We start from the raw sequence: 12,580 nt of genomic DNA, 5'->3' as shown, positions 1-12,580 counted from the left end.
AGGCGGCTAACCGAACATCTGCACCCAGTAGATGGTGCCGTCGCGGTCGTAGGCGCCGATCCCGATCACGTCGTAGTCGCAGTTGAGGATGTTCGCCCGGTGCCCTTCGGAGTTCATCCACCCCTCCATGACCGCCTCGGCGTCCGGGTAGCCGTAGGCGATGTTCTCGCCGACGCCGCCCTCGTAGCCCTGGGCGTTCGCGCGGTCGGTCGGGCTGCGGCCGTCCTGCGAGGTGTGGTCGAAGTAGTCGTTGACGGCCATGTCCTCGGCGTGGAGGCGCGCGGCGGTGTCGAGCCGCGAGTCGCGGGCCAGGTCGCCGCAGCCGTTCTCGCCGCGCCGGTCGTTGACGATCCCGAGGATCTCTGACTCGGCGTCCGCGTACGGGACGTCGTCTCCGCCGTCGTCCCCGCCGCCGGAGCCGCCGTCGTCCTCGTCCTCCGCGGCGGTCGTGGTCGCCTCGGCCGCCTCGGTGGTCGGCTCCTCCTCGGCGTCCTGCGGGAGGATCTCGGCCTCCTCGAGGTCCGCCAGCGGCGAGACGGTGGGGCTCTCCTCGGCCTCCTGGGAGGACGCGGCGCCGTTCGTCGGATCGTCGGCGGCGACGCCGGTGCCGTCCAGTGGCGATCCGACCGCCCACAGTGAGGTGGCGCCTGCCGCGAGGACGAACGACGCCAGGATGGCGATGAACATCCGGCGCGTGCTCTCGGCGGGGTCGCGGTGACGCCCGCCCTGGAGTCTTCGCATGGGGGTACGGCTCCGTCGCGGGGTGAGATACACGGGGGTAATTCGTGTTTCCGGGGACCCTACCAGGTTCCCGCGCGCCGCGCACTGAGCACACTGTGAGCGAGCCCCTACGAATCGCCCCCCGCAGGTGTGACCCCCGTCGAATCCCGAGGGCAAAGCATGTGCAAAGCTTGACGAAGACCGCCGGAAAGGCGGAAGATAGTGGGTGGCGGCCAGTGTTCACGAGCCGTGCTCCACTGGTCCGGCAAGGGGCAATCGGCCCCGGCGGCTAAAAAAATTCACTCAGCAAATGCGACGTCATTTTGGTGCGTACGCCAACGCCACCAGACGACGTGATCGCAAGGAGAAACTATGGCGAAAGCCCTCTACGGCCACATCGGCCAGGCTCCCAACAAGCGCCTGCTCGAGGAAGTGGTCCAGCTACGCGCGCGAGTACGCAACCTCGAGACCGAGCTTGCCGAGCTCCGGTCCCGTGAAGACGAGATCGATCGCGATCATGTCGAGGAGCTGATGCGGCTGCACGAGCCCGCGTTGACCTAGACCGTCACTCGCACAATAGAAGATAGGCGCGCCAGCTGCCAGCAGCGGGCGCGCATTGTCGTGTCCGGGCCCGGAACCTTCGGCCGCTCCTACCGGTTCGTCCCCTTTGCGGCCTTCGATCTCCCCAATCCCGTCACACCGGCCTTGTACGCTGGGACGGTCCCGTACCCCGCCGACGCCGACAGCCGGAGCGACCGTTGCACCTGAAGAGCCTCACGCTGAAGGGATTCAAGTCCTTCGCCTCGGCCACCACCCTGCGCTTCGAGCCCGGGATCACCTGCGTGGTCGGTCCCAACGGCTCCGGCAAGTCCAATGTCGTCGACGCCATCGCCTGGGTCCTCGGCGAGCAGGGCGCGAAGTCGCTGCGCGGCGGCAAGATGGAGGACGTCATCTTCGCCGGCACCACCGGCCGCCCCGCGCTCGGCCGCGCCGAGGTCACCCTCACCATCGACAACTCCGACGGCGCCATCCCCATCGACTACTCCGAAGTCTCGATCACCCGCCGCATGTTCCGCTCCGGCGAGGGCGAGTACGAGATCAACGGCGACCGCTGCCGCCTCCTCGACGTCCAGGACCTCCTCTCCGACGCCGGCATCGGCCGCGAGATGCACGTCCTCGTCGGCCAGGGCAAACTCGACTCCTACCTCCACGCCCGCCCCGAGGACCGCCGCGCCTTCATCGAGGAGGCCGCGGGCGTCCTCAAGCACCGCAAGCGCAAGGAGAAGGCCCTCCGCAAGCTCGAGGGCATGCAGGGCAACCTCGACCGCCTCTCCGACCTCACCCACGAGCTGCGCCGCCAGCTCAAGCCGCTCGGCCGCCAGGCCGAGCTCGCCCGCCGCGCCCAGACCATCCAGATGGACCTGCGCGAGGCCCGCCTGCGCCTCCTCGCCGACGACCTCGCCGGCCTGCGCACCAACATCGCCAAGGACCTCGCCGACGAGGAGGCCCTCAACGAGCGCCGTGAAGTCCTCGCCGACGAGCACGAGCGCCTCGCCGCCCGAGTGGGCGAAGTGGAGGCCGCGCACACCGCCGACAAGCCGCGCCTCGCCCGCCTCCAGGAGACCTGGTACCGCCTCCAGGCCGTCGCCGAGCGCCTCCGCTCCACCGCCCAGCTCGCCGCCGAGCGCCGCCGCTACCTCTCCGAGGAGCAGGACGACCGCGCCGGACGCGACCCCGAGGTCCTCGAGACCGAGGCCCAGCGCATCCGCGAGCAGGAGATCGAGCTCCGCGAGGGCATCGCCGAGGACTCCGAGCGCCTCGCCGCCGCCGTCGAGGCCCGCGAGGAGACCGAGACCGCGCTCAGCGACGCCGAGCAGCGGATCGTCGGCGCCGTCAAGGCCGCCGCCGAGCGCCGCGAGGCGCTCGCCACGCTCCGCGGCCGCGTCGACTCCCTCAAGTCCCGCACCGCCGCCGCGGCCGAAGAACTCGAACGCGCCGCCGTCGCCCTCGCCGAGGCCCGCGAGCGAGCCGAGGCCGCCGCCGAGGCGCACGCCGAAGCCGAGGCCGAGAACGAGGCCGTCGAGGCCGACTCCGAGTACGACGACGCCATCGCCGAGGCCAAGGCCCGCACTGCCGCCGCCAAGGCCGAACTCGACCGCCTCCAGGGGGCCGAGCGCGACGCCGACCGCGAAGCCTCCCAGTGGGCCGCCCGCGAGGAGGCCCTCGCCGTCGGCCTGCGCCGCAAGGACGGCGCCGCCGCCCTCCTCGCCCGCGCCGACGCCGTCCCAGGCGTCCTCGGCTCCGTCGCCGCGCTTCTCACCGTCCGGCCCGGCTACGAGGCCGTCCTCGCCGCCGCGCTGGGCCGCCTCGCCGACGCCATCGCCGTCACCGGCCCCGCGACCGCCGCCCAGGCCATCCAGCTCCTGCGCGACGAGGACGGCGGCCAGGCCGCGTTCCTCATGGGCCGCAGCCCGAACGGGGAGGCCCGCGTCGACGTCCCGGCCGGCCTCCAGGCCGTCGCCGACACCGTCTCCGCACCTGCCGAACTCGCCGCCTCCGTCCGCGCCGTCCTCGCCGGCATGGTCGTCGCCGACGACCTCCCCGCCGCCCGCGCCATCGTCGAGGCCCACCCCGGGCTCACCGCCGTCACCCGCGACGGCGACGTCCTCGGCGCCGCGACCGCGCACGGCGGCTCCGCGAAGGCCCAGTCCTACATCGAGATCCAGGCCGCCGTCGACGAGGCCCGCGACCGGAAGATCGCCGCCGAGGCCCTCGCCGCCCAGCTCCGCGAGCAGCTCGAGTGCGCCCGCGACGCCCACGCCGAGGCCGAGACCGCCGCCGAGGCCGTCCGCACCGCCCAGCGCCAGGCCCAGGCCGCCCACAGCGTCGTCGCCCGCCGCCTCGCCGAACTCGGCGCCGCCGCCCGCGGCGCCGAAGCCGAGGTCGCCCGCCTCGCCCAGGCCAAGGACCGCGCCCAGACCGCCCGCGAGGCCGACTCCGCCGGCCTCGAAGGCCTCGAAGCGCAGCTCGACGAGCTCGAGTCCCTCCCCGAGATCGAGGAGCCCTCCACCGACGAGCGCGACCTCCTCTCCCGCGAGCTCGACGCCGCCCGCCAGAACGAGATGGAGACCCGCCTCTCCGTGCGCACCGCCGAGGAGCGCGCCTCCGCGCGCGCCGACCGCGCCGAAGCGCTCGCCCGCCAGGCCCAGTCCGAGCGCGCCTCCCGCGCCCGGGCCGAGGCCCGCCGCGCCGCCCGCGCCCGCGTCGCCGCCGTCGCGGCCCTCGCCGCCGAGGCCGCCGAGGAAGCCGGCGTCCAGCTCACCGACTCCCTCGAAGCGGCCGCCATCGAACGCGACGCCATCGCCACCGAGCAGGCCCGCCGCGAGGCCGCCCTCGCCGACCTCCGCACCCGCGCCGCCGCCACCGCCGCCGAGCTCGACCGCATCACCTCCGCCGCGCACCGCGACGAGGTCGCCCGCGCCGAGCAGCGCCTGCGCATCGAGGCGCTCGAGGAGAAGGCCGGCGCCGAGTTCGGCGTCGACATCGAGACCCTGATCGCCGAGTACGGCCCCGACCAGCCCGTCCCGCCCAGCAGCGACGAGATCGCCGCCGCGGCCGAGAAGGGCCGGCCCGAGCCGCTGCCGTACGACTTCGACCGGCCCCTCATGGAGAAGCGCGCCGCCCGCGGCGAGCGCGAGCTCAAGCTCCTCGGCAAGGTCAACCCGCTCGCCCTGGAGGAGTTCGCGGCCCTCGAAGAGCGCTACAAGTTCCTCAGCGAGCAGCTGGAGGACGTCAAGCGGACCCGCGCCGACCTCACCACCGTCGTGAAGGAGGTCGACGACCGCATCCAGCAGGTGTTCGCCGAGGCCTTCGCCGACACCGCCCGCGAGTTCGAGAGCGTCTTCCAGACCGTCTTCCCCGGCGGCGAGGGCCGCATCCTGCTCACCGACCCCGACGACCTGCTCCGCACCGGCGTCGAGGTCGAGGCCCGCCCGCCCGGCAAGAAGGTCAAGCGGCTCTCGCTGCTGTCCGGCGGCGAGCGGTCCCTGACCGCGCTGGCGCTGCTGGTCGCGATCTTCCGCGCCCGCCCCAGCCCGTTCTACCTGATGGACGAGGTCGAGGCGGCGCTCGACGACGTGAACCTGGGGCGCCTGCTCGACCTGCTGCGCCGCCTCCAGGAGAACTCGCAGCTGCTCATCATCACCCACCAGAAGCGCACGATGGAGATCGGCGACGCCCTGTACGGCGTCACCATGCGCGCCGGTGTCACGCAGGTCATCAGCCAGAAGTTCTCCCGCGAAGAGGAGTGAGGGCCTCCCAGTACAGTGGTTGACGATCGTCAACTCGTGGAGGGCTTACCTGTGGACAACCTGTGGATCTGGGTGGTCGCGGCCGTCGTCGCGATCGCCGTCGTCGTCGGCGTCGTGGTCGGCGTGCGCGGCCGTGGGAAGCCGGCTCCGGTCGCGACGGCCGAGCCGAAGCCGCAGGTCGAGGACGAGCCGCAGGCCGAGTCCCCGCAGACTGAGGCCGCGCCGGCCGCGCCGGCGGTCGAGGCCCCCGAGCCCGTCGCGGGCCGCCTGGTGCGGCTGCGCTCGCGCCTGGCCCGCTCCAACAACGCGCTCGGCAAGGGCCTCCTGGCCCTGCTGGCGAGCGACAAGCTCGACGACGACGTGTGGGACGAGGTCGAGGAGACCCTGCTGACCGCCGACGTCGGCATCGCCGACACGACCGCGGTCGTCGAGCGCCTGCGCGAGCGGGTCCGGGTTCTCGGCACCCGCGACCCCGAGGAGCTGCGGCGCCTGCTCAAGTCCGAGCTGACCGCGGTCCTCGAACCGGACCTGGACCGGTCGATCGCGACCTCCGCGCCCGGCGGGGAGGGCCCGGCGGTGATCCTCATGGTCGGCGTCAACGGCTCCGGCAAGACCACCACCTGCGGCCGCGTCGCCCGGGTGCTCGTCGCCGAGGGCCGGACCGTCGTCATGGGCGCGGCCGACACGTTCCGCGCCGCCGCCGCCGAGCAGCTGGAGACCTGGGGCGCCCGCGTGGGCGCGAAGGTCGTGCGCCGCGGCGAGGGCGCCGACCCGGCGTCGGTCGCGTTCGACGCCGTCAAGGCCGGGGCCGACGAGGGCGCCGACGTGGTGCTCATCGACACCGCTGGCCGGCTCCAGAACAAGTCCGGGCTGATGGACGAGCTCGGCAAGGTCAAGCGGGTCATCGAGAAGCAGGGCCCGGTGGCCGAGACGCTGCTGGTGCTCGACGCGACCACCGGCCAGAACGGCCTCCAGCAGGCGAAGGTCTTCGGCGAGGTCGTGCAGGTGACCGGCATCGTGCTGACCAAGCTCGACGGCTCGGCGAAGGGCGGGATCGTGATCGCGGTTCAGCGGCAGTTGGGGGTACCGGTTAAGCTGGTCGGACTCGGAGAAGGCCCGGACGACCTGGCCCCGTTCGAGGTCGGAGCGTTCGTCGACGCACTCGTCGACGGCGCCGAGAGCTGACACAGCAGGCGCAAGGGCACGGCGGGAACCGGTGAGCCAAGACGAGATTCCGCTTATTGGCGGCAACACGAGCACGGTCATCCGGCTGGGGGACACGGTCCGCCGGAACACCGGACCCTGGACCCCCGCGGTCCACGCCCTGCTCAGGCACCTCGACGGCGCCGGCTTCACGGGCGCGCCGCGGGTGCTGGGCATCGACGAGCACGCGCGCGAGGTGCTGTCCTTCGTGGAGGGCGAGCCGGGCAAGTACCCGCTGGCCCCGCACTGGACCACCGACGAGACCATGAGCGCGGTCGCGAAGATGCTGCGCATGTACCACGACGCGCAGTTCGGCTTCCGGCCCGCGCCGGGCGCGACCTGGCGGTCCTTCGGGCCGCCGCCGCCGGACACCGAGGTCATCTGCCACCACGACGCGGCGCCCCACAACGTGGTCTGGCGCCCCGACGGGACGCTCTCGCTCATCGACTTCGACCTGGCGAGCCCGGGGGCGCGGATCTACGACGTGGCGTACGCGGCCTGGACCTGGGTGCCGATCTTCACCGACCGCGACTCGATCACGCTGGGCTGGAAGAAGCCCGACCGGGCGCGGCGGCTGCGCATGTTCGCCGACGCGTACGGGCTCTCCGATCGCGACCGGCAGCGCTTCATCAAGGTGATCCGCAAGCGGATCGTGGACCACATCGAGGGCATCCGCCGCATGGCGCAGGCCGGGGACCCCGCGTTCGAGCGGATCGTCCAGAAGGGGCACCTGCGCCGCCCGGCGCGGGACCTGCGGTTGCTCGACGCGGAGCGGTACATCCTCGACGAGGCGCTGCGCTAGGCCCCGTCCCAGGGCGGAGGGCGAAGACCCTCCGACGAGCCGGGAGCCGGGGGTCTTCGCCCAGTGGAGCGCTCCCAATCACGACTCGCGGGCCCGTAGTCTGAATTCCTGATGGGCCGCGCCGCCGTGGAGGAGTGCTGAGCGCGATGGACTTGCGTGAATTGGAGCAAACCTACCGTGCGAGCGTTTGCCTGTCAATACATCGGCAACTATCAATATTAAGTGTCCCGGGAGGGTATCCGCCGCACCCTGACTTTGACTCGAAACCGTTGCGGCGCAGCAAGACGGGCGCCCCGGCCGCCTGCACATGCGACCGGGGCGCCCGACTCCTCAGGAGCGAAGTCCTATGCGAGCAGCTCGTCCGCGCGGCCGAGGACGTACGCCGCGACGTTCCGGCTCAGCTCCACGCCCGCGAGGTCCGCGGACCGCGAGTGGATGCCGGACCAGACGCGCGCGTCGGTGTTCTCGGTGGTGAGCGGGTGCCACTCGGTGTACGTGCGGGTCACGCCCGGCGCGCTCGGGCTCGGGATGGTGAAGGCCGCGCCGGGCCCGTCGCCCACGAGCTGGGTGAGCACCTCCTCGGCCGAGCCGGAGTAGGTGTTGTGGCCGCTCGGGTAGTCCGGGTGCGACGGCGTGGTGTGGAGGGGCGTCCAGGACGGGTCCTGCACGGTGGCGGGGTCCCCGTCCTCGACGGCCCCCGCGATGGCGGTCACCGGGCGCCACCACAGGTAGGCGTATTTCGAGTCGGACGTGGCGATCTGGGTGTCGACCGAGGCGACGTGGAACAGCGCCACGAGCTCGACCTGGTCGCGCAGCGACCCGTCGTGGTGCTCCAGGGCGGCCCGGAGCACGGGGTTGTAGAGGACGAACGAGCTGCCGAGCCAGAACTGCGCGGTGTCGGTCTGCGCCTGGGTGCGCGCGGTGCTGCCCAGGCCGCCGTACGCGTAGACCTCGTCGAGGTCGGCGCGGTACTGCGGGGTGCCGAGCGCCGGGGGCGGGTCGAGGCGGAACTGGTCGGCGCTGTCGAGCGCGAACGGGACGGCGAACCGGGTGCCGGCCTGCGCGGCGGGGGCGAACGCGGGCGGGGTCGGCTGCCACACGCCGGGCGCGGCGGCGGGCGGGGTCCATGGCGGGCTCACCGAGGCGGGGTCGAGGCCGTCGCCGATGCGGTCGGCGAGCAGGTCGTCGGCGCGGTCGACGCCGGCGGCGACGCCCTTGCGCTTGGCGCGCCCGTCCGGGACCTCGTCGAGCGCGGCGTCGAGGGCCGCGTCGAGGGCGGACTGCTGCGTGGGCGCGAGCGCGGACAGGGCCCGGTGGACGGCGGCCGCGAGGGCGGCCTCGCGGTAGTGCTTCGCGTTGACGCCGTGGGGGACCCGGCGGACGGCGCGGGCCGCGGCGAGCCAGGCGATCGCCCAGGTGCGGCTGTTGGTGACCTGCGCCGTGGCGGGCGCCGCGGTGACGGCGGCGTTGGTGGCGTCGAACCAGCCGAGGACGGCCGCGGCGGCGCCGCCGTGCGCGGCGGCCGGCGCCGAGACGCCGACGGCGGCTCCGGCCGCCTCGACGGGGGCGGCGGCGGTGACGGCGCCGCGGGAGATCGAGGTGCGGGTGCGGTCGGTGGCGGTCATGGTGCTCCTTGCGTGGCGGGTTGCAGGTGGCGGGGAACGGAGTTCGGGGAGCCGTGGCGGCGGGGGCCGAAGCGGCCCGGGGCGATCGCTCCCCGCGCGAGGCGGGCCGAGCGGCCGCGCCGCAGCGGGAGCCGTTGCGGCGGTAGGGGAGCGGTAGACCCCGCCGGTCCGGGCGACGTCGCAGGGGAGGAACGGTCTGCGCGGACCGGCGGGAGGTGGGTCAGCGACAGAGGGCGCTCGCGACGCGCATCTGGTCGACCTCGCGCCGCTGTGCGAATGCGTTGGCGGGCTTCATGAACTCACCGTAGCAGTAATCCCATCGGAATACTAGAGAATGCATCGGATCGTTCCGCCCGCGAAACCCGGCGGCAACGGTGACCAGGTGGGGCGGCCGGTTGCGCGGCGGCGGTGGCGGACGATGACGCCGTAATCGGCGAGCGAGCGTGCGAGTGGCGGGGTCGGGCGGCGGTGCCGGGCGACGATGTCGGATGGTGGCGGGTGGCGGGGGTCGTCCCGCCCCACCCACTGGGTGGGTATTTCCTACATCCCACTCTGCCCGCCGGGTCCGACGATCCGGGCCGACCGGGTCACCCGATCGAGGCGTGAGCCGCATCTCCGTCAGCGCAGGCCGCATTGGCGTCGGCGTGCGCCCGGCTCCGGCGGCGGGCCGCCGCATGTCCGGTGCGGACCGGCGCGCGCCGCTAGGCCGCCGTCCACCGCAGTTCGCGGCTCGCCAAGGGGCCGTACGGGGTCAGGGCCGCCACCTCGGCCTTGTGCTCGCCCGGTCGGCGGTCGAGTTCGCGGGTGAAGCGCCGATCGGCGGGGGCCTTCGGGGGCGCCGTGATCGGGTCGCCGTTCCAGGTGCCGCCGATCGCGTACGGGTGCTCGGGCCGGATGCGCACCGCCGGGGCGCCGCCCTGGGCGGTCACGCCGATCGCGACGTCGGACAGGCACGGGTACGCCTCAGCAGCGTCGCGCAGCAGCCGCTCGGTCGGCAGCACCTGGCCGTCCTGGAACAGCGGCACGTACCCGTCCGGCGCCCACGCCGCGCCCGTCACCGAGGCGTGCGCGAAGTACGCCCACCACAGCCCCGGGTCCTGGATCGCCCGCCGCGGCCCCACGTGCACCGGCTTCGCGGGCCGCTCGCGCGCCTGGAGCTCCGGCAGGCTCAGCGGCCGCCCGTCCTCGTCGGCCCAGTACGCGCCGTGCTGCCCGTCGAGGAGCACCCACCGGTCCAGGTCGTCGATCCACGCCTCCGCGACGGCGTGGCCCTGCCCGACCCCGTCGTGGTAGTCCCCGCGCCGCAGCCACACCCGCCGCGCCGGGATCTTCAGCGCGTTCAGCCCCTGCGCCAGCACGATCGAGTACTCCACGCACGAGTACCGGGCCCCGTTCGCGACCTGCTCCAGGACGTCGAGCGCGTCGCCGGTGTTGATGCGCGCGTTCGCGTGCCGCCACCGTGCCGACGTCCACGCCAGCAGGTCCCGCGCGGTCTGCCACGCCCCCGCCGCGGGCCGCGGCAGGCGCGTCGTCAGCTGCGACTCCCTATGCGCCTCGATCCGGTCCAGGCGCAGCGGCGCGGCCGCCGCCGGCTGGGGCCACGCGGTGATCCGCAGCGGCGGCGCGGGGACGTTCGCCTTCGCCCGCTCCAGCACCTCGGCCCAGTCCGGGTCCGCCCCGAACGCGGCCGAGAGCTCCGGCTCGAACAGGTCGGTCTGGTGGAAGCCCGCCCCGATCGCCTCGTCGAGCTTCGCCCGCGCGTGCTTGAGCCCCACCTTGTGCGCCGCGATCGCCAGGGACGGCGCCCACAGGTCGCGCCAGAACTCCGCGTCCGCGCGCAGCGTCTTCTCCAGGTCGAGGAGCGTCCACCACCGCGCGCCGCGCATCGCGTCCTGGGCGACGGTCCGCACGCGCGCGAGCTTCGCCGACGAAGGGGCCTGTGTCATGCGTATGAGGGTAGTCACCGCGGGGGCGGTCGCAAACACCGTTGTGTTGACGATTCGATGACGCTAGAGTGGGCGGCATGATCCTTTAGAAGAGATACGGCCGCTGTGGGCGCGAGCGCCGACCAGCCGACACGATGAGTGCCGTCATTGAGACGTAGAGCAACGCTCCGTTTCGCGCTCAACGTCTCTTCAACCTCGACCCGAGATAGGGGATCCGCATGACCGCTGAGACTCCGGAACCGCAGCAGGACGCCGAAGACGCGCCGCTCAACCGCGAGGAGCGCCGCGCGCTCGCCCGCGGCAAGAAGACCGGCAAGGCCGGCCACCAGGCGATCGGCGACAAGAAGTCGAAGGTCCGCTCGCAGCAGCCGAAGGGCGGGGTCGGCAAGTTCCAGCTCCCGACCAAGAACGGCTGATCACCGCGCGCTCAGCGGAGGCCGCCGGACCGAACGGTCCGGCGGCCTCCGCCGTCTCTTCGCACCGATCAGCGCCCGAGCGCTAGATCGCCTCGCAGGTGACCGTCGGCGTCGCCGCCGGGGTCGACCCGATGAATCCGAAGACCTCGCGGGACTGGCCCGAGGAGACCGTGCCGTTCCAGCCCACGTCGGTGGCGGTCACGCCCGCCCCCGAGGCCGTGATCGTCGCGTTCCACGAGGACGTGATCCGGGTGGTGCCCGCCCACGTCCAGGTGAGCCGCCAGCCGTCGAGCGCGGCGCCGGTGGCGGTCACCGTCACCTTGCCCTGCCAGCCCGAGCCCCAGTTGTTGACGATCCCGATGGCCGCGGTGCAGTCGCCGCCGGGCTCGTTCGTCGGGTCCTCGGTAGGGGTCGTGGTCGGGTCGGTCGGGTCCGGGTCGTCGCCGAAGACCGTCGCGCGCTCGGCCGTGTTCTGGATGCCGTTGGCGGAGGTGAAGACCCGCTGGCCCCACGTGGTCAGCTGCGACGGGTTGAAGCTCGTCACCTGGTCGAGCTCGCCGCCGGTGTTGCCCGAGTAGGACCACGCCAGCCAGCCGATGCCCCGCGCCTCGGCCTCGGACTGGATCGTCGCCCAGGCGACCGTCTGGCCCTGGAACGTGTCCCCGTACTCGCCGATGATGAGCGGCAGGTTCATCTCCTCGAACGCGTCGAGGTAGTCGACGACCGCCTGCGGGTTGGTGTACACGGCGTACATGTGGATCGAGAACAGCGTGTTGCCGTCCTCGTCCGCCGCGGCCACCGTCTCCGCGTTGTCGCGCATGACGTTCTGCCAGTCCTGGCCCCAGTTCGGGCCGTCGACCACGAGCGTGTGCTCGAAGCCGATGGACCGCATCCGCTCGATCGCGTCCACGGTCTGCTGCGTCCACTGCTGCGGGTTGGTGTTGCCCACCGGCTCGTTGCCGATGTTGATGAGGACGTACGCCTCCTCGCCGTCGAGCACGCTGTACAGGCCCTGCCAGAAGGTGACGGCCTGATCCAGGGTGGCCGCACCGGACTGCTCGCCGTAACCGGTGGTGTCGTGCACTTCGAGCATGCAGATGAGGCGCTGCGCCTTGCACTCGTCGACGATCTGCTGCACCCGCGAGGCGGTCGAGACGCCCCACGCGCGCTGGCCCGAGCCGAGGACGACGCGGACGGTGTTGGCGCCCAGGTCCGAGATCTCGCCGTAGCTGGCGAACTCGCCCTCGTACCAGACGTCGGGGTGGGAGGTGCCGCGCATGATGAAGGGGTTGCCGTTCGCGTCGATCAGCTGCGTGCCGTCGATCGTGAAGCCCCCCTGCTGGGCGCTGGCGGGGACCAGCTGCCACATGCCGGTCAGGGCGATGGCGAGGGCCGCTGCGGCCGCCATCAGCCAGGTGCGCATCCGACGCCGTGCCGGGGCGGCGTCGGTGGTGCCGAGTTCCATGGTGATCCCATCTGTAGGTTCAGGTGTGAGATGAATCGGTTAATCCCGACCTCAACATAGAGAACCATAAATATCGATGGGGTTCAAGACGTG

At 72.8% G+C, this 12,580-nt stretch carries 9 protein-coding genes; 5 read left to right on the top strand and 4 right to left on the bottom strand.

Annotated features, from left to right (window positions below):
- Window positions 1-6: 6 nt before the first annotated feature.
- Window positions 7-741 carry a CAP domain-containing protein gene (locus tag ABD419_RS05750; protein WP_344482955.1) on the bottom strand — a complete coding sequence of 245 codons (735 nt, stop codon included), beginning with the start codon at window positions 739-741 and terminating at the stop codon, window positions 7-9.
- Between the two features lie 351 nt (window positions 742-1,092).
- Between ABD419_RS05750 and ABD419_RS05745 the strand changes: the two genes are divergently transcribed.
- The 4 genes from ABD419_RS05745 (at window position 1,093) to ABD419_RS05730 (ending at window position 7,035) form a co-directional block, all read left to right on the top strand.
- Window positions 1,093-1,281, top strand: coding sequence for a hypothetical protein (locus ABD419_RS05745; RefSeq protein ID WP_344482952.1), 189 nt, complete (start codon window positions 1,093-1,095; stop codon window positions 1,279-1,281).
- Window positions 1,282-1,478: 197 nt separating this feature from the next.
- Window positions 1,479-5,030, top strand: coding sequence for a chromosome segregation protein SMC (gene smc / locus ABD419_RS05740; protein WP_344482949.1), 3,552 nt, complete (start codon window positions 1,479-1,481; stop codon window positions 5,028-5,030).
- Window positions 5,031-5,081: 51 nt separating this feature from the next.
- A complete protein-coding gene (gene ftsY / locus ABD419_RS05735; protein WP_344482946.1) occupies window positions 5,082-6,215 on the top strand; it encodes a signal recognition particle-docking protein FtsY in 1,134 nt (377 codons plus the stop codon).
- 31 nt (window positions 6,216-6,246) lie between these two features.
- Window positions 6,247-7,035: a phosphotransferase enzyme family protein gene (locus ABD419_RS05730; protein WP_344482943.1), complete on the top strand. Its 789-nt coding sequence runs from the start codon at window positions 6,247-6,249 to the stop codon at window positions 7,033-7,035.
- A gap of 344 nt (window positions 7,036-7,379) precedes the next feature.
- On the opposite strand, the gene ABD419_RS05725 is transcribed toward ABD419_RS05730, so the two are convergent.
- The gene (locus tag ABD419_RS05725) at window positions 7,380-8,660 is read right to left on the bottom strand and encodes a vanadium-dependent haloperoxidase (protein ID WP_344482940.1); all 1,281 of its coding nucleotides are present in this window, start codon (window positions 8,658-8,660) and stop codon (window positions 7,380-7,382) included.
- 701 nt (window positions 8,661-9,361) lie between these two features.
- Window positions 9,362-10,606, bottom strand: coding sequence for a transglutaminase domain-containing protein (locus ABD419_RS05720; RefSeq protein WP_344482937.1), 1,245 nt, complete (start codon window positions 10,604-10,606; stop codon window positions 9,362-9,364).
- A 218-nt stretch (window positions 10,607-10,824) separates the two neighbouring features.
- Between ABD419_RS05720 and ABD419_RS05715 the strand changes: the two genes are divergently transcribed.
- Complete coding sequence (locus ABD419_RS05715) at window positions 10,825-11,022, top strand: hypothetical protein (RefSeq protein WP_344482934.1); 198 nt, start codon at window positions 10,825-10,827, stop codon at window positions 11,020-11,022.
- Window positions 11,023-11,104: 82 nt separating this feature from the next.
- Here ABD419_RS05715 and ABD419_RS05710 read toward each other — a convergent pair whose 3' ends face one another.
- The gene (locus tag ABD419_RS05710) at window positions 11,105-12,487 is read right to left on the bottom strand and encodes a cellulase family glycosylhydrolase (RefSeq protein WP_344482931.1); all 1,383 of its coding nucleotides are present in this window, start codon (window positions 12,485-12,487) and stop codon (window positions 11,105-11,107) included.
- Between the last annotated feature and the right edge of the window lie 93 nt (window positions 12,488-12,580).

This window comes from Glycomyces endophyticus, from assembly GCF_039531525.1.
In the GTDB taxonomy this organism is placed as follows: domain Bacteria; phylum Actinomycetota; class Actinomycetes; order Mycobacteriales; family Micromonosporaceae; genus Glycomyces; species Glycomyces endophyticus.
The sequence above is the reverse complement of the archived record's forward strand: the minus strand, read 5'-3'. Positions and strand labels throughout refer to the sequence as shown.